Here is an 18,487-nt window from a genome sequence, read left to right as displayed (position 1 = left end):
TTAAGGCAGCTCCATTCTTCGTCGCTCATCAAACCACGGATCAAGGCAGCCTCCCAAAAGCCACCCTGAATCAGATACTGCCGCTATTGGGAATCCCCTTTGTCAACACGGCCTAGGCTAAACCCTTGAAGAAAGTGTCCGTGTGTGGCGCCGGCGTCGAAGTCGGCGCCCGCAACGATACGCACGAAGCAAGCCTCGGACCTGCCCGACCGCTGCGAAGTGCGACTTTGCCGGGTGACGGCCAGAGCATTGCCGCAGGTTCAGCGCCGGCCTTGCGCGGTGCACACATCTGGCACGGTGGCATGGCGACTTTCTCAAATATCCCGCCGTCTATGAGATATTATACGTAATAAGATTATTTGAAATACCTGCACCAGCGCATAACAAGTTAAAATTATGTTTCTGTCTCAAAAAATAAATTTGAAAATTGTCAAAGATAATAATGAACTAAATCGTCGATCGAGAATTGTAACGCTGCCTGCAATATCTGGCGCAGTCCAAATTGATATTTGCGACGGACATGAGGTTTTATGCGACATTTAGGAACAGTAACGGTTGCCGCTTTGATGATGGCGCCACCCGCTTTTGCGCAACAGCTTCCCGGCGCCGGGACCCAGATTCAGCAAATCCCGCCCGCGCCGGTCACCGCGCCGCACGAACCGCCATTGACCCTCCCGAGCACCCCCGCCGCCACGGCGGTCGCGCCGGGCGGGCCGCGTATCCGCATCGACGTGCTGCATGTATCCGGGGCAACCTTGTACCCGGAGAGCACATTGATCGCCGCCAGCGGCATCGTCGTCGGAAGCGAACTCGACCTCGCCGGGCTGCGCACCGCCGCCGCGCGGATCGCGACCTTCTATAACCGGCGCGGCTATTTTCTCGCCCGTGCCTATCTGCCGCCGCAGGACGTCAAGGACGGCACCGTGACGATCGACGTGATCGAAGGGCGCTACGGCAAGGTCAGCATTACCAATTCGAGCAACCTGCACGACGGCGTCGCGCTGGGCGTGCTGGGCGGCCTCGACGCGGGCGATGTCGTCGCCAGCGCCCCGCTCGAGCGCCGCTTGCTGCTGCTGTCCGACATCCCGGGCATTGCCGTCAGTTCGACACTCTCGCCCGGCGCGAGCCAGGGTTCGTCGGACCTGACGGTCGCGATCACGCCCGGGCACCGTGTTACCGGCAGCATCGAAGCCGACAATGCCGGCAACCGCTACACCGGTGCCTATCGCGCCGGCGGCACGGTCAACCTCAACGATGCCACCGGCCTTGGCGACATGCTCAGCCTGCGCGTCCTCGCCTCGACCGAGGGTCTCGCTTATGGCCGCGCGGCATGGCAGGTGCCGCTCGGCAATCTTACCGTCGGCGTCGCCTATGCGCACTTCCGCTACGATCTCAGCCATGAGTTCGAGGCGCTCAGGGCGCATGGCACGGCCGATATCGCCAGCCTCTATGCCAGCTATCCCCTGATCCGATCGCGCCGCGCCAACCTCTATGCGGTGGCCGATGTCAGCGCGAAATGGTTCGACGACCGTGCCGACCTGGCCGCGACGCAATCGCGCCGCGCCAGCCAGGCGGTGACGCTGGGCTTCAACGGCAACATCCGCGATTCGATCGGCGGCGGCGGCTGGACGGCCTTTTCGCTCGGCTGGACGATCGGCGATCTCGACCTGCGCAGCCCGCTGGATCGCGTGGCCGACGCGCTCACCGCGCATAGCGCGGGCACCTTCAACAAGGTGCAGTTCAGCGTAGCGCGGCTGCAGGCGATCGCCGGGCCGCTGTCGCTCTACGGTGCGGTCCGCGGACAGCTGGCGTTCGACAATCTCGACAGCTCGGAAAAGATGGAGCTGGGCGGCGCCTATGGCGTGCGCGCCTATCCCGAAGGCGAATCCTATGGCGACCAGGGCTATATCGCCACCGCCGAGGCGCGCCTGATGCTCAGCGACGGGATAGCGAAATTCCCCGGGCATCTGCAATTGATCGGTTTCGTCGAAACGGGCGAGGTCGATTACGCCAAGCACCCCTGGTTTACGACACAGAACCATACGACGCGCAGCGGCTATGGCGCCGGGCTGGCGTGGATGGCGCCGGAGAATTTCACGTTCCGGGGGACCTATGCCCGCAAGCTCGGCACCTCCCCGGCAACCTCGGCACCCGATCGGGACGGCCGCTTCTGGTTCCAGATCACCAAGACCTTCTGACGACAGCGCGACACCGCGCCCCCGCGCCGCGCTTCTCTCCTTCAAGGAATGTCAGCATGACCGTACGCCGTAATCCAACCACAGCCGCCTCCGTCTCCAACACCCGCCGGCCATTGCTCGGCTCGACCGCCCTCGTCCGCCTCGCGCTGATCGGCCTCGCCGGCTCGCTCGCCCTGGGTGGCCAGGCCCAGGCGCAATCGCTTCCGACCGGCGGCAGCGTCGTCGCTGGCGCCGCCACCATCACCGGCGGCGCCAACAGCGTCACGATCAACCAGACGACCGGTGCTGCCGCGATCAACTGGGACAGCTTCAACATCGCCCAGGGCAACAGCGTCACCTTCGTCCAGCCGAACAGCAATTCGGTCGCGCTCAACCGCGTGCTCGGCCCCGATGCCTCGCAGATCTTCGGCAACCTCACCGCCAACGGCAAGGTGTTCCTCGTCAACCCCAATGGCGTGCTGTTCGGCGCCAGTTCGCAGGTCAATGTCGGCGGCCTCGTCGCCTCGACGCTGAACATCACCGATGCCGACTTCATGGCCGGCAATTATCGCTTCGCCGGCAGTGGCGGCGGCGCCGTGCTCAACCAAGGCACGATCACCGCGGCCGATGGCGGGTTCGTCGCGCTGCTCGGCGCGCATGTCGCCAATGACGGTACGATCGCGGCGCGCTTCGGCAGCGTCGCGCTCGCCGGCGGCGAGGCGATCACGCTCGACGTCGCGGGTGACGGCCTGCTCAACATCGTGGTCGACAAGGGCGCGGTTGGCGCGCTGGTGCGCAACGGCGGACTGATCCGCGCCGATGGCGGCAATGTCTTGCTGACCGCGCAGGGCGCGGGCCAGCTGCTCGGCACCGTCGTCAACAACACCGGCGTGATCGAGGCGCGCACGATCGACAGCCATGCCGGCGTGGTCCGCCTGCTCGGCGACATGGAAAACGGCACCGTCAACCTGACCGGTACGATCGACGCCAGCGCCCCCAATGGCGGCAATGGCGGTTTCATCGAAACCTCCGCCGCGCATGTGAACATCGCCGCCAGCTCGCAGGTCTCGACGTTCGCAGCGCGGGGGGTGACGGGCACCTGGCTGATCGACCCGCAGGACTTCATCATCGGCGCCGGCGGCAACATCTCGGGCGCGACGCTCTCGGCGCTACTCGTCACCAACAATGTGACGATCACCACGCTGCCCGGCCCCGACGCGACTGTGCCGGGCACCCCGCCGACGACGACGCTGGGCACCACCCTGGCGGGCAATGGCGACATCATCGTCAACGACGCGGTCGCCTGGACGGCAACGCCGAGCACCACGACGCTGCGGCTCAACGCCTTCCGCGACGTGGTGTTCAATGCCGCCGTCACCGCGACCAACGGCAATATCGTGGCGTGCTGCGGCCGTGACGTCATCGTCAATGCGGCGCTGACCACCACCAATGGCAGCATCCTGCTCAACGCCGGCCGCAATGTGACGGTGTTCCACGCCATGACGACGACCGACGGCAACATCGCGCTGTGCGCCGGTCACGATGTGACGATTGCTGCCGCCGTGACGCTCACACGAGGCAGCACGATCCCGTCGCAGAGCCTCGGCCTCCAGCCAGGCCTGCTGATCATCGCCGGCGCGGACGGCACGGGCCCGGGTGTCGCCGGCGGCACTTTGGTGTTCGCACCGCTGACCCCGCCGGTCACGGTGACGGGCCCCAATGCGGCGGTAGTCATCAACTACAACCCGATCTCCTACGCCGCCCCGACAGATTTCTCGGGCTTCTTTACGCTGAGCCTCGGCGCGTCGGTGGTGCAGCGCATGCTGCTCTTCCCCAATGGCGGCCGAGCCGCCGACGGCACCACTGCAACGGTGCTGACCGGCTTCAACACCACCGCGACCTCGGGCCTCCCTGTCGGCGTCACGCTGGTCGCCGGTGCCGGCGCCAGCGCGGTGTTCGACAGTGCGGCCGTCGGCACCAATGTCGGCATCAGCTATACCGGCTATAGTCTCGCCGGCGCCAATGCCGGGCAATATGCGCTGGCAGGCTCGTGCTGCGTGTCGGGCTTCCGGACGACGGGCACGATCACAGCTGCCGTCGTGACGCCGCCCGTCGTGACACCACCCGTCGTGACACCACCCGTCGTGACACCGCCGGTCACGACGCCACCCGTCACGACACCGGTTTCGCCGCCCGTCACGACTCCCGTCGTGACGCCGCCAGGCACTCCCGGGCAGCCCGGTCAGCCGACCTTCCCGGGCGTCGTGATCACCACGCCGCAGCCGCCGGAGGAACTGGTCACGCTCATGCCGCCGCAACCCGAGGTCCCGGTCGTTATCGTCGAACACCCCCCCACGCCGGAGCTGCCCGAGGTTCCGGTCGTGGTCGTCGAGCACCCACCGACGCCACCGCTGACGCACCGTCCGCATCGCCCGGCCAAGCCGGATCGCAACTAGGATGCGCCGTGTCGGCCCTGCCTGGCGAGTCACGCTCGGCCTCCCGTTCGCCCTTGTGGCGGCGGGAGCGGGACAGGCCGAGCCGGTCGCACCCCCTGGCCTTGCCGCCAGGTCCGACGTCGCCGCATCGAGCGACATGCGGCGACTCGCCCATTGGGTGGTACGCAGCAACGACGCGCATGGCCGGCCCTTCATCATCGTCGACAAGGTCGCCGCGCGTGTCTTCGCCTTCAGGTCCGACGGGTCGCTGCGGGGCGAGGCACCAGCGCTGCTCGGCCTGACGCGGGGCGATATCTCGCCGCCCGGTATCGGCGACCGCAAGCTCGCCGATATCGGCCCGGCCGACCGAATTACGCCGGCCGGACGCTTCGAGGCAGAGATGGGCCGAGATCTGACCCATGATGTCCTGTGGGTCGATTACGACGCGGCGATATCGTTGCACCGGGTGGTCACCAATAAACCGGCCGAACGCCGGCTGGCGCGCCTCGCGACCGCCTCGGCCAGCGACAACCGCATTTCCTATGGCTGCATCAACGTACCTGCAGCCTTTTACGAGGCGATCGTCGCGCCCTTGTTCCGGCCGGAGAACGGTGTCGTCTATGTGCTGCCAGAGCGGCGCGCCTTTGCCGATGTGTTCGCGGCCGCGGCCTCCTCCGACAGCCCGCCATCATCGTGGCATATCGGCGCAAAGCCAGTTTCCGGGCCACCGAGGCACAGCCTGCCGGCACGCGCCGATATCACAGCGCCGAAAAGCGGAGGTCTCTGAACCGCGCCTCGCCGGCGCCGGCTGCATAGAGGCCGGGGCGCAGCATCAAGAACCCGCCCCTCACATTGTGGTGGTATCCCGACACCTCCATGCCGCGGTCGAAGCGCGTCCAGCTGCGCCCGCCATCGCCGCTGGTGTCGAAGGTGACGATGTGGCGGTCGTTGGTGACGCGGATCGTCATCCGGCGACCATGCGGATTGGCCGGGCGGCCGCGTTCCTGGCCATATTGGTGGGTGACGAAACGCTGCGCGTCGAAGCCGAGCCCGCAATAGAGCCGGTCGTCGTAGAACAGTACCAGCCCGGCAGTGGTGCCGGGATCGATCTCGACATCGCATTCGAAGCGATAGGCCGGATCGCCCGCTATCAGCAGCAGCGGCGAGGAGTCGACCGGCGCGGTGCCGCGGGCCGCGAGGTGGAGAATATTGTCAGCGGTACGTACCCGCTTGCCGTCATCGACGCCCGGGCGAAAGAAGCTCCACCGCGTGCCGATTGCGAAACGATCGAAGCGATCCGACAGCGCCATGCCGTGCGGGACAGCACTGCCGCCCTTGGGCTTGGCGATCGGTTGCGACAGGTCGCCGCCGGTCATGCGGAACCAGCCATCGGCGGTCCATTCGATGCGGTCGAGCAGCGTCTGGCGGCCGAGCGTCCACAACCCTTTCTCGAAGCCGTGATAGAGCGTCCACCAATCGCCCGCCGGCCCCTCGACCAGCGAGGCATGGCCGCGCGACCACCACGCTTCGGCATCGCTTTCGGTGCGGACCAGCGGGTTGGCCGGGCAATTCTCCCACGGCCCGTGGATCGAGCGCGACCGCGCGGCTATCACCATATGTCCGGTCGGCGGGCCGGCGGTGCCGCCGACCGCGGTGATCAGGTAGAACCAGCCGCCGTGCCGCGCGATCTTGGGGCCTTCGGGCGAGAAACCCTCGACCACCCAGTCGGCCGGATAATGCCACGGGTCGTAGACATGCTCGACCGCACCGACCGTCGACAACCCGTCCTCGGCAAGGCGCACGCGGTCGCCGCCCGACAGGAACAGCCAGCGGCTGCCATCCTCGCCGACCGCGTGGCACGGGTCGATATGTTTGTGCAGGCCGAGATCGACCGGCTCGCTCCACGGCCCCGCGATCTGCTCGGCATGGATCACCCAGATCGAATTGGGTGAACTCTTGGTCGGGATGTAGAGGAAGAAGCGCCCGTCATGCTTGACCAGCGACACCGCCCAGACCGAGCCGATGTTGCGCGTCAGCGCCGGCCCGACCGGCTGCCAGTTCACCAGATCGCGCGAATGCCAGATGACGAGGCCCGGATAGGAATCGAAGCTGGAAAAGGTCAGGTAATAGTCGGCGCCGTCCTTGAGGATCGCCGGATCGGGATGGTCGCCGGCCATCACCGGGTTGAGGAAGGTGCCATTGCCGAGATCGGCGATGCGCTGATTGTCGATGCCGCGCCGCCAGCGCGGCGGCGGCGCCGCGCTCGTCTTCGCCGCGCTCTCACCGGGCAGCAGCGCGGCGCCGGCTAACCCGGCGATGCCGAAGGCGTCGCGTCGTGTGAAACTCATGGGAACGTCATCCGTTTGCGCCCGCCGGCCAGCAGCGCGCGGTGGAAGGGTTTGCGCGCCGCCACCGCGCGCGGGGCGCGATCGGCGATGGTCAGCCAGGCCAGTGCCTCGGCGGCGCGGCTCGCCGGCTCGGCGACGATCCGCGCGAGATCGGTGTCGAACGGCGCGAAATAGGCCGGTTCACCTTGCCAGTCGACGAGCTGCGCGCGGGCGCGCTCGACCGGCCAGCCGTCGCCATGGATCGCGATATCGACGAGGCCGCGCCCGATGCGAAACAGCAGCCAGTGGAGATGGCCGAGCTCGGCCATCGGATCGGCGAACGCCCCTTGGGCGGCGGCAAGCTGCTCGGCATAGATGCCCCACCCTTCCGCGAACGCGGGCGTATAATCGAGCCGCAGCGGGTGCGGCCGGGGGGCCGCCTCGATCGGCAGCTGGATCATGTGGCCGGGCAGCAACTCGTGCGCGACGACCGACGGCAAGGTCCAGCTCGGCCGGCGACGGATTTCCTTCAGGTCGACATAATAGGCGCCGCCCTTACCCGGCACCGGCAGTTCGCGCCGGCCCGATTTGCCGGCGATCTCGTCGGCGCGCGACACGCGCGCGGCACTGACGTCGAGGCACCAGCGCGGGACCGCATCAAAGGCCAGCGGCACCTGCCGGCGCCGATCGGCCAGTGCGCGGTTCATATCGGCGACCGCGCGATCGCGGCCGGCCTCGTCGTCGCTGTAGAGCCAGCGCGGATCGGCGAAGAGCGCGGTGAAGCGCGCGCCAGTCGTTCCGCTGTCATGGCCGATCTTGCGCAGCAGGCGATCGGCGCGGCTCAACAACCGAACGCGCTCGGCTTCCAGACGGCGCCGAGCAATAGCGAGATCAACCATGCCGAGCCGCCGCTGGAGCAGCAGCGCAAACCATGCCGGGCGATCCGCCGGGGACGCGGCGGCATAGCCCTTGACCGGATCGGCCACCGCGAAGCGGCGCATGATCGCGGCGTCGATCGCCAGCCCTTCGCGCACCGCCGTCAGATCAAGCCGGGCAGGCAGTGACAGCCGCGCGGGATCGAAGTCCCGCAACGCCGCCAGCTTCGCCGCCGGGTCGCCGCCTTTGGGCAAACCATCGAGCGCGGCGCGCAGCCGCATGTCATCGCTTATCGCCCAGGCCGCCGAGGGGAGCGCAACCACCGCTGCGCCCCCGACGATCACCGCGCGTCGCGACGCCAGCATCGTCACGGCGTCGGCGCGACCAGCGGCACGACATTGTTGAGGCGTGTGACCTCCGCCGCGTCGCCGGGCAGCGCCACGCGCACATCGACATCCTGCGGCGCGATCCCGGCCGGCAGGTTCAGCCGCACCGTCGCGACCCTGGGCAGCAGATCGACCGGCGCAGCGAGATTCGGAACCTTCGCACTGGCAAGCACATAGCCGTCGCGCCCGAACAGCGTCACCGTGCCGCCGACCGCCGGCTTCGCGCCGAGGCTGTGGACCGTGACGGTTACGGCACGTCCCTTCACCGACACGTCGTCGCGGCCGATACCGAGATCGGGCCGGTCGGCGACATCGCCCGCCGCCTTGACCAGCGTGAACTCATAGCTCGTCGTCGTGTGCGGCGCGAAGCTCACGCGAACGGCACCACTGCGCTCCAGTGTCACCGGCTCGGTCGTGCCGTCTCCGCGCGTCATCCGCCATTGGCCGGCCGTGACGTTCCAGCTCGTCATCGTCGCGGCCTCGGTCTGGTCGCTGCCATTATAGGCCATCACGCGGAAATGCTCGGGCGTCGCACCGGGCAGCAGGATTGCGACCTTTTCCGCCGCGTCGTCATGGTCGAAGCGCCAGCTGACGGTGTTCCCCGGCCAGCCCTGGTTGCGCACCAGCGCCACACCGCCAAGCCGCTCGCGCTGGAGAATGTCCATCGCCGATTCGACGCGGTCGGACCACCAATGGCCTTCGGTCATCATGTACAGCCGCTGCGCCTTGGTCGCGATGGCATCGGCATGCAGCTGTTCGAGCGGCGCGACATTCCCGGTCGCGGCCCAGGCGGTGTAGCGCGCAAAGGGTTCGTCGGACGCCTTGGCGAGCAACGCCTTGCGCCACGCGGCCCCCTGCGGCGCAACGTCGAAGACATTCTCGTTCATCTCGCTCAGCGCGCCCGGCCCGGACTTCGCGACCCGCCCCTCGATCGGCCGGAGATATTTGACGTCGCCGGTGAAGCGATACGACGCCCAGGCCGCCTGCAACGGCGTCGAGATGCCGCCGCCATCGCCGGCACGCTCGGCATCGCTGCGCCAGTTGATCTCGTTGGGATAGCTCCAGACGCCGTCCTTGCCTTGCTTGCCGTGCGCCAGCCAGCCGTCGATCACGCCGGTGACCATGCCGCGCGCTGCGGCGTTGCCATTGTACAGCCCGACCAGCATCGGTCCGTGCAGCACGGTGAAGCTGTACGGCTTCTGCCATTCCCACGCCCCCTCGCGGTAGATCTTGCGCCCGCCATACCAGTTGCTCGCGAAGTGCATGTGGCCCTGCGCATTGGGCAGGATGACGCGCTGCAACCCGCGGACATTGTCCATCAGCCGCTCGATCGCGCGCGGCTCGCCCCAGTTGAGATAGAGCCGCTCGGCATTGACGTTGAGCCCCTCCTCATAGGCGTGGAGCTCGTCGGTCGTGACATAGCCGAGGCCGTTCACGATCATGCCGTTCTTGTAGACCGCGTCGTCGAGCGCGCGCAGCGAGGCGTTGATCCTGTCCGGCTGCACCCCCATCAGCGCGAGCCCAGGCCATTGCTCGGTCAGGTCGACATCGTCGGAAATGCCGCCGCCGAAATCGCCATAGGGCACCTGGCGGGTGTCGATCCACCAGTCGACGAAGCGCCGCGCGAGCTTCAGATCCTCGAGCTGACGAAACGCCCATAGCGGCATACCCGGTGGGGCCACCGGCTGAACGAAAGCCGGCATATTCTCCGGCCGATAATTGATGTCGGCCCAATAGCTGCGCGCCAGCGCATTGTCGGGGTCGACGCGCAGCAGGTCGGTGATGTCGGCATGGACCCGCGCATAGAGCGCCGCGCGCTTCGAGGCGGTATGCTCCTCGACAAGGAAGCCCCAATTGTCCTTCACCTGGTTGAAGCGGTCGGCGACATGCTCGCCGAGCGCCGCGTCGCGCGGCTTGAACACCAGCCGGATCTTCGCGCCGTTGAGGCTCTGCGCGGCGAAATCGGGCGCGGCCGAGGCGATCGTCAGATAGAGGCTGTCGTTCGACAGGATCCGATCGCGCAGGTCGAGCCACAAGCTGCGCTTCTCGCCCGGCTTCACCGACACCGAGACGTCGATCATGTCGCGCTGCGGCCAGATCGGGTCCTTGACCTGGATGTTAAGCGCGATCAGCCCGTGCGCGTCGGGCGTCGCGGTCAGCGCTGGCAGGTCGATGGCGATGCCGTCGAGCCCGTCATGGAGGTTCTGCCAGCCATAATCCCAGGCGCGCGCCAGCGGCTTGTCGGGATAGGCGTCGCCGAAGCTCGCCGGGATCAAGACATGGACGATCGGCTGGTCGCCGGCCGCGCGCACGACATTGCCCGCCCCGCCCGCCGCGCCGGCGCCGACCGCCGCCTTGACGCCCGACGACGGCATCGCGACGACGGTCGCACGCTCGTCGGGCGCATAACGCCCGGCGATGAAGGCGTTGAGCGGATCGAGCGCCGCGATGCGCGGTGAAACATTGGCGTCGACCGTGTAGGACAGCTTGAAGCTGCCCGCCGGCTCCGCGCCCGCGCCGACATCATAGGCCCAGAGCTCCTGGATCGGCTGCTCCTGCATCGTGTTGACGAAGCTCAGCGTGCCGCCCTGTCGCTCGGCAAAACCGTCGACGCTGCGCACCACGCCCGGCGGCCGCTGTCCGAGCGTCACCGGCTTGCCGCCATCGCTCCACAGCAAATTGCCATAGGCCGCGCCGCGCAGTTCGACGCGGTTGAAGCGCTCGCCCGGCGGCACCGTCAGGTCGTAGCGCTTGCCGCCTTCGACATAGACATTCCAGTCGGGCAGCTCGAAATAATCGTCGCGCCCGGGCAGCCGCGAGCGGTTGTAGACGCCCGGCCAGGTCGTCTCGGCAATGCCGTCGACGCCCTTCCACATCCATTGCTTGAGGTCCTTCGCATCGGCGAACTCGACCTTGCGGATGCGCGTGACGGGTGCGTCGAGCGGCGGCGGTGCGGCACGATCCCAGCCATAACGGTGCAGCCAAGCCTGACGCCGCGCCGCTCCGTCGGGCGCCGGCGCAGTACCGGGCTCGCGTTTGTCGGCGAGCGCCAGGATGTCGCCTTCGCCGAGCATATGATCATAGACGCGGATCTCATCGAGATCGCTGCCGCGCATGAAGTGATAGCGGCTCTGCACCTGATGCGGCGAGAGCACACGCCCGGCGAGGCCGAACTGGTCGAGCCCGGAATCGAGGTCGGCCTTCTGCTCCTTGCGCGCGACCGGCTTGCCGTCGACGAACAGCTGCACGCCCTTGGTCTCGTCCCACGCAAAGGCAATGTGGCGCCAGGCATCAGGCGCGGGCGGCACGTCGATCCGCCACGACACACGGATGCGCGAAAGATTGGCATCGGTGACGAAGGCGTCGAAGCCGTGCCCGTTCCAGTCGATGCGCAGGAACGCCATGTCCCAGCTGCTGTGATCGGCAAAGCCGACGCGGAAGATGTTGAACGGCGCCTCGCCGACCGGGGTGCGCGGCCGCCAAAAGAAGGCCAAGGTACCGCGTGCCGCGCGAATATTGCCCGGCGCCTTCCACGCGACATAGCCATCATCCTGCCACCGCGCCGCGCCGCCGATCGCGCCATCCGGCACCACATCGACGCCGCTGCGGAAGTTGGGCAGCGGATCGCCCATGGCGAGATCGGCGGTCAGGCTCTTGTCGGCCGAAACGCGGAACAGCAGCCCGGTACCATCCTGCGCGACGGCCGGCGACGCGATGACGAGCGCCAGCACCGCGCTCGCGGCCAACAAGCGGCGGGCGGCGGTACCGGTCATTGGCAAGCCCTCAAAGGTCGCTGTGGACACGCGCGAGGCGCGGCGACAACAGGTGCACGCTGAGCAACGCCAGGAAATAGGCCGCACCGGCCAGCGCGAACAGCGGCGTATAGGTGCCCAGCCGCTGCAGCACGTCACCGGCGTGCAGCGAGAACAGCATCCCGCCAAGCGCGCCGAGCGTGCCGCCGATGCCGATCACCGACCCGACGGCATAGCGCGGGAACAGGTCGGCCGGCAGCGCATAGACATTGGCCGAAAAGGCCTGGTGCGCGGCGGCGGCGAGACCGATGATACCGACACTAACCCACAAATTGCTGATCGAGGTGGCGAACAGCACCGGAAGCACGCAGATCGCGCAGATCAGCATGGTCAGCTTGCGCGCGCGGTTGATCGAGGCGCCGGCCGCGATCATCCGCCCCGACATCCAGCCTCCGGCGACGCTGCCGAAATCGGAGATGATGTAGATCCCCGCCAGTGCGATCACCGCGGTCGGGCTGCTCCAGTGAAGGAGGTCGAGGCCATATTGCTTGCCGAGATAATCGGGCAGCCAGAACAGATAGAACCACCAGATCGGGTCGATGAAGAACTTGGCCAGCGCGAATGCCCAGGTTTCGCGCTGCTTGAACAACGTCCACCAGCTGACCTTGATCACCGGGTCCTTCGGGTCCTGTTCGATGAAATCGACTTCCGCCGCGGTGACGGCGCGGTGCTCGCGCGGGTCGTCGCGGAAGAACACCAGCCAGGCGATGACCCAGACGACGCCGAGAATGCCGGTCGCGACAAAGGTCCCGCGCCAGCCGATCATCGGCACGAGCAGCCACACCAGCAACGGCGCGGCGATCGCTCCGACATTAGACCCGGCGTTGAAGATGCCGATCGCGAACGCGCGCTCGCGTGCCGGGAACCAGCTGGTCACCGCCTTGATGCCGCCGGGGAAATTGCCCGATTCGCCGATGCCGAGCCCGAAGCGCGCCATGGCGAACTGGGTGACCGAATAGACCCCGCCATGCGCGACATGCGCGATCGTCCAGATCACCACCGCGATGGCGTAACCGAAGCGCGCGCCGATCAGGTCGACGACCTTGCCGAAGCCGAGATAACCGATCGCATAGGCGGTCTGGAACCAGAAGACGATCGCGGCATAGTCGTTTTCCGACCAGTGCAGATCCTGCGAGAGCAACGGCTTCAACAGACCGATCATCTGGCGATCGACATAGTTGATCGCGGTTGCCGCGAACAACAGGCCGCAAATGACCCAGCGATAGCGGCCGACCCGTGCCGCGGCGGCGCTAACTCCGCTGGTCCCGTTCGTCGCCATCGTCTCTCTCCTGAGTATCGGCCTCTAACGGGCCTTGATCGTGCTTTCGACCGACAGCCGGTCGTCGAACCGCGCCGCGACATGGTTGCCGGGCACCACCGGATGTACGCCGGTTACCGCGCCGGTGGAAATCCATTGTCCGGCGGCGAGCGCGATGCCGCGCTGTGCCATCAGTTCGAACAGGAAGCGTGCCGCGCCGAACGGCCCGTCGAGCATCGTCGCCGCCGTCGCCGCGCCGATCCGCGCACCGTCGATCCACAGTTCGACCGGCCAGTGATTGAGGTCGGTGTCGCGCCATTCGACAATTGCCGGGCCGACGATCAGGCCGTTATTGTTGCCGAAATCCGAAATCGTCACCGTCGGACCATGGTCGTTGATGCCGGGAAAGGGCGAGCTGGCGATCTCGATGCCGATATGCACCGCGTCGATCAGCGCGCGCGCCTCGGCCATCGTATAGCTGGTCTTGGCGGGATCGGGTGCCGCGGCGATGCGCAGCAGGAACTCGGCCTCGGCCGCGGCGAACCCGCCGGCGAACACCGGCATCGCCAGATCGGCGCCGTCAGCGATAAAGACATGGTCGGCGAAAATCGGCCCGGCGAGCCGATCGATCTCGCCGAGCGGCGGGTTGATCCGCCCGACCTTCCAGCCGGCGATCTCACCGCGTGCCAGGCCGATCGCGGCATCCTGCACGGCATAGGCGTCGGCCAGTCCGGCGGGCATGTCGCCGGGATAATCGAGCAGCGTCGTCCCGTCGCGGCGTGCGTCGACGAACGAGCGCGCGATCCGCGCGATATTGTCGTTGCCATGGTTGTTCTCGATTGGCTGCACCGCCAAGACCCCTCCCTCGCGCTAATCAGCGTCGTTGCGCGTTGCGTATGGGAAACCGGTGTCATTGACAAGCGCCGTAACGATCACGCCGCGCCATCCACCGCGATATCCCCGTTGAATGCCGCTTCGGCGGCCTTCTCCAGTGCCACACAGGCTTCATCATCCTGTTGCAGCGCATGGGGAATTCCCAAGCCGGCCGCGATCAGCCGCGCCATCGCCGCGCGCGGCGTGGCGCCCGCCACCGCCGCTACCAGCGACTCGGCGGCCGGATCGACGATCGCGATGCCCGCCGCGCTGCGTTTGATCAGGAACGCGACCCAGCAACCCAGCGCCATCACGACATGCCGCGGCATACGCCCGGCGCGGCGGTTGGCGAGCAGCGTGTCGCCGAGCCGGTAGGGCAGCTTCTGCGAGCCGTCCTGCGCGATCTGGTCGAGCCGGTGGACGATCGCCGGGTTGGTGAAGCGCCGCAGCACCGCCGCACGATAGCCGTCGAGATCGAACCCCGGCACCGCCGGGAGCATCGGCATGATGTCGCGGCGAATCATCGCGTCAACGAAGCCGGCGAGTTCGGCGTCGCGCATCGCGTCGGCGACGCTGACATGGCCGCGCAGCAGCCCGGCATAGGCCAAGGTCGAATGCGCGCCGTTGAGGATGCGCAGCTTGGCCTTTTCATAGCCCGCGACATCGCTGGTCAGCGTCGCGCCGACCGCAGCGAGATCGGGGAAGTCGGCAACACCGACATCCTCGATCACCCATTGCACGAACGCCTCGCGCTGCACCGGTGCGCGGTCCGTCACGCCGAGCGCCGCCGCGACATCGGCGTATAACACGTCGTCGGCCGCCGGCGTGATCGAATCGACCATCGTTGAGGGCACGCGCACCTCACCCGCGATCCAGTCGGCCAGCGCCGGGTCGGTGGCGCGCGCAAAGGCGACCAGCGCGGCACGCAGCTTGGCGCCGTTGTTGGCGAGGTTGTCGCACGGCATCGGCACGAATGGCGCGACCCCGGCGCCGCGTCGCACCGCCAGCCCGGCGGCGATCCAGCCGACGACGCTGCGCGGCACCACCGGCCGGGCGAGATCATGGACGATATCGGCATGGGCAAGGTCGAGCGTGCCGTCGGCGGCGAGGCAATAACCCTTCTCGGTCACCGTGCTGGTCACCACCCGCGTCGCCGGATCGGCGAGCAGCGCGCGCGTCGCGGCACCGTCCTCGGAGCCGAGAAAGCGGCGATGCGCGTCGATCACGCGCATCCCCGGTTCGGCATCGCGGATCGCCAAAGTGTAGAGCCCGTCCTGCGCGGCCAGCGCGTCGATCGTGCCGCGGCTGCGCATCGATACCGCCGCGATGCCCCAGCGTGGGTCATGATCGAGCAGGCTGTCGACATAGGCGGCCTGGTGCGCGCGGTGAAAGGCGCCGGGGCCGAAATGGACGATGCCCACCCCGCCGACAGCGCGGCCGCGCGGCGCGGCGATTCCGGCGGGCACCCCGGCAAGCGTGGCACGCGTCAACAAGGTCACAGCGTCACCCCACGCTTCCAGATCGCGATCTCGCGTTCGCCATTGCGCTCCGCCGCGGTCTCGGCACCCGATGCGATCGCCGATATCCGTTCGAGCAGGGCGCCCTCGGCAGCATCGAAACCCTGGTCGAGCACGCTGCCGGCGTCGAAATCGATCCAGCCGGGCTTGCGCCGCGCAAGGTCGCTGTTCGACGATATCTTGATCGTCGGCACCGGAAAGCCGAGCGGCGTGCCGCGCCCGGTGGTGAACAGGATGGCGGTCGCCCCCGCCGCCGCCAGCGCGGTCGACGACACCGCATCATTGCCCGGCGCCTCGAGCAGCGTCAGCCCCGCGACGGCGATCCGCTCGCCATAACCGATCACATCGGCAACCGCCGCCCTGCCCGCCTTCTGCACTGCGCCGAGCGACTTTTCCTCCAGCGTGGTGATGCCGCCGGCGACGTTGCCGGGCGAGGGATTGTCCGACACCGGCTCGCCATGGTCGATGAAGTACTGTTTGAAATCGTTGACCAGCCCGACGATGGAATCGAACACGCCTTCGTTCGCCGCGCGGTTCATCAGCAGTTGCTCGGCACCGAAGATCTCGGGAATCTCGGTCAGAATCACCTGACCGCCGGCCTTCGCAACGCGGTCGCTGATCCGCCCGACCAGCGGGTTGGCGGTCAGCCCCGACAGCCCGTCCGACCCGCCGCATTTCACACCGAGCACCAGCGCGTCGAGCCCGACCGCGCTACGCTCGCAGCGCGCTGCCTCGGCCAGTTCGGCGACCAGCGCGGCACCTTCCGCCACCTCGTCGCCGCTCAGTTGCGTCACCAGCGTGCGGATCGCCGGTCGGCGCCATGCGGGCACGGCCTCGAGCAGTGCCTCGATCTGGTTGTTCTCGCAGCCCAGCCCGACGATCAGTACGCCACCGGCATTGGGGTGGCAGGCGAGCGACGCGAGGATCGCGCGCGTGCCGTCGAGATCATGGCCGAGCTGCGAACAGCCGAACGGGTGGGTGAAGGCATGCACGCCGTCGACCGCGTCGCCCAGCGTCGCGGCGGCGCGGGCGGCGATGCGTTCGGCGGTGCGCGCGACGCAGCCGACCGTCGGCAGGATCCAGATCTCGTTGCGCGTGCCGACCCGACCGTCGGCGCGGCGGTAGCCGAGGAACTGCGGTGCCGCCCCGGGGCGCGCGATTGGCGCCGCAGCGGGTAGCGCGGGCTGATAGCGATAAGCGAGCGTCCCGGTCAGCGCGGTGGCGAGATTGTCCGAATGGACATGCTCGCCCGGCTGAATCGCACGCGTCGCGCGGCCGATCGGCGCGCCATATTTGATCAGCGCTTCGCCCGCCGCGACCGCCGCCAGCGCGACCTTGTGGCCGCGCGCGACATCGCCGCGCAACGCCACCTCGGCGTCGCCGACCGTCACGCGCTCGCCGTCATACCCGTCGTCGAGCAGCGTCGCGACATTGTCCGCCGCGTCGATCCGCAATGCCCTGGCCGTCATCCTCGCCCAATCATGGTAACCGGTATCATTCCCTGCGCCGGATCGAGCGATATCGCAAGACTGGTCGCAGGGCCACCACGTCGCTATGCCTGCGCGATGCGCAAGACCGGCCAGCCGACGATCAACGATGTGGCCCGCATCGCGGGCGTCTCCAAGAAGACCGTCAGCCGGGTGATCAACCGCTCGCCGCTGCTCAACGAGGAAACCCGCCGCAAGGTAGAGGAAGTGATCGAGGGGCTGTCCTACATCCCCAACCCGCAGGCGCGCGGGCTAGCGCTGCGCCGCAACTTCCTGATCGGGCTGGTCCACGACAATCCCAACGCCCAGACGGTGATGAACGTCCAGCAGGGCATGCTCGAGGCGCTGCGCGGCACCGAATTCGAGATGGTCGTGCGCCCGGTCGATCGCGGCTCGGCGACGATGCTCGACGATTTGCGCCATTTCCTCGAACGCCAGCGACTGTTCGGCGTGCTGCTGATGCCACCGATCAGCGAGAATGACAGTGTCGCCAAACTCTGCGCCGATATCGGCTGCCGCTATGTCCGCATGGGCTCGGCGCCGCTCGACAAGCCGGAGAATATGGTCACCTCGAACGATCGCGAGGCGGTACGCGAGGCGACCGAACACCTCATCGCCCAGGGCCATCGCCGCATCGGCCTCGTCGCCGGGCCGCACGGCTTCCGCTCGGCGCTCGAACGCCGGCTCGGTTTCGAGGATGCACTCGCCGCCGCCGGCATCGCGCTGCCGCGCAGCATGGTCGCCGACGGCAACTATACGTTCGATTCGGGGCTGGTCGCCGCCGAGCGCCTGCTCGACGTGATGCCGCGCCCGACCGCGATCCTGTCGTGCAACGACGAGATGGCGGCCGGCGTGATCCACGCCGCGCGGCAGCGCGGTCTCGACATTCCGCGCGACCTGTCGATCATCGGCTTCGACGACACCCCGATCGCCGCGCATGTCTGGCCGCCGCTCACCACGGTGCGCTGGCCGATCGCCTCGATGGCGCGCTCGGCCGCGCTCAAGCTGCTGTCGGGCATCGATGGCGACGAGGGCGAGGACAAGGTCGAGGAACCCTCGGTCTTCCTCTCGACGCTGATCCGGCGCGGCTCGGTCGCGCCGCCGGGTGCTTCTTAAGCCCCTCCCCTTCAGGGCTACCAGATTCACACATTGGTCTGGTATCCGAGGGTTTGGATTGCACGTTTAGCGGCCTGGATTTCGAGCCATCCGTTGAGCATGACGGCCGGGCCGGGTTTTCCGTAGTAGCCGGTCCATCCGCCGAGGCGAGCGCAGACCCATGCGGCATAAGCGAGCGAGCCCTTGGGATGAGGGTTTTTCTGACGCTCGGTCTTGCCTTCGA

At 67.6% G+C, this 18,487-nt stretch carries 11 protein-coding genes and 1 pseudogene; 4 read left to right on the top strand and 8 right to left on the bottom strand.

From position 1 onward, the window contains the following. Positions 1–566: 566 nt before the first annotated feature. Genes U1839_RS25475 through U1839_RS25465 form a run of 3 tightly spaced genes read left to right on the top strand, consistent with a single transcriptional unit; the run spans position 567 to position 5,399 of the window. Entirely contained in the window at positions 567–2,198 is a 1,632-nt protein-coding gene (locus U1839_RS25475; RefSeq protein ID WP_332806362.1) for a ShlB/FhaC/HecB family hemolysin secretion/activation protein, read from the top strand. Positions 2,199–2,254: 56 nt separating this feature from the next. Further along, complete coding sequence (locus U1839_RS25470; RefSeq protein WP_332806361.1) at positions 2,255–4,633, top strand: two-partner secretion domain-containing protein; 2,379 nt, start codon at positions 2,255–2,257, stop codon at positions 4,631–4,633. Position 4,634: 1 nt separating this feature from the next. Further along, entirely contained in the window at positions 4,635–5,399 is a 765-nt protein-coding gene (locus tag U1839_RS25465) for a L,D-transpeptidase (protein WP_332806360.1), read from the top strand. Here U1839_RS25465 and U1839_RS25460 read toward each other — a convergent pair. From U1839_RS25460 to U1839_RS25430, 7 genes are all read right to left on the bottom strand, one after another. Then, positions 5,371–6,960, bottom strand: coding sequence for a family 43 glycosylhydrolase (locus tag U1839_RS25460; RefSeq protein ID WP_332806359.1), 1,590 nt, complete (start codon positions 6,958–6,960; stop codon positions 5,371–5,373). The two genes, U1839_RS25465 and U1839_RS25460, sit on opposite strands and share 29 nt — an antisense overlap. After that, complete coding sequence (locus U1839_RS25455) at positions 6,957–8,180, bottom strand: DUF885 family protein (protein WP_332806365.1); 1,224 nt, start codon at positions 8,178–8,180, stop codon at positions 6,957–6,959. Before U1839_RS25455 ends, U1839_RS25460 begins: the two co-directional genes overlap by 4 nt. 2 nt (positions 8,181–8,182) lie before the next feature. After that, positions 8,183–11,974, bottom strand: a complete 3,792-nt coding sequence (locus U1839_RS25450; protein ID WP_332806358.1) for a LamG-like jellyroll fold domain-containing protein — start codon at positions 11,972–11,974, stop codon at positions 8,183–8,185. A 10-nt stretch (positions 11,975–11,984) separates the two neighbouring features. Next, positions 11,985–13,292, bottom strand: a complete 1,308-nt coding sequence (locus U1839_RS25445) for an MFS transporter (RefSeq protein ID WP_332806357.1) — start codon at positions 13,290–13,292, stop codon at positions 11,985–11,987. A 24-nt stretch (positions 13,293–13,316) separates the two neighbouring features. Beyond that, positions 13,317–14,126: a 2-keto-4-pentenoate hydratase gene (locus U1839_RS25440; RefSeq protein ID WP_332806356.1), complete on the bottom strand. Its 810-nt coding sequence runs from the start codon at positions 14,124–14,126 to the stop codon at positions 13,317–13,319. 77 nt (positions 14,127–14,203) lie between these two features. Then, positions 14,204–15,643, bottom strand: coding sequence for a mannitol dehydrogenase family protein (locus U1839_RS25435; protein WP_443030662.1), 1,440 nt, complete (start codon positions 15,641–15,643; stop codon positions 14,204–14,206). After that, positions 15,640–17,130 carry a UxaA family hydrolase gene (locus U1839_RS25430; RefSeq protein ID WP_332806355.1) on the bottom strand — a complete coding sequence of 497 codons (1,491 nt, stop codon included), beginning with the start codon at positions 17,128–17,130 and terminating at the stop codon, positions 15,640–15,642. The genes U1839_RS25435 and U1839_RS25430 overlap by 4 nt, the downstream gene beginning before the upstream one ends. A gap of 96 nt (positions 17,131–17,226) precedes the next feature. Here U1839_RS25430 and U1839_RS25425 point away from each other — a divergent pair, with 96 nt between their 5' ends. After that, the gene (locus U1839_RS25425) at positions 17,227–18,264 is read left to right on the top strand and encodes a LacI family DNA-binding transcriptional regulator (RefSeq protein WP_332806363.1); all 1,038 of its coding nucleotides are present in this window, start codon (positions 17,227–17,229) and stop codon (positions 18,262–18,264) included. Between the two features lie 26 nt (positions 18,265–18,290). On the opposite strand, the pseudogene U1839_RS25420 reads toward U1839_RS25425, so the two are convergent. Next, positions 18,291–18,487, bottom strand: a pseudogene (locus U1839_RS25420) (hypothetical protein); the annotation flags it as partial.

It is taken from the genome of Parasphingomonas halimpatiens (assembly GCF_036663795.1).
GTDB lineage: Bacteria > Pseudomonadota > Alphaproteobacteria > Sphingomonadales > Sphingomonadaceae > Sphingomonas.
This window is presented reverse-complemented; position numbering and strand designations above follow the sequence as displayed.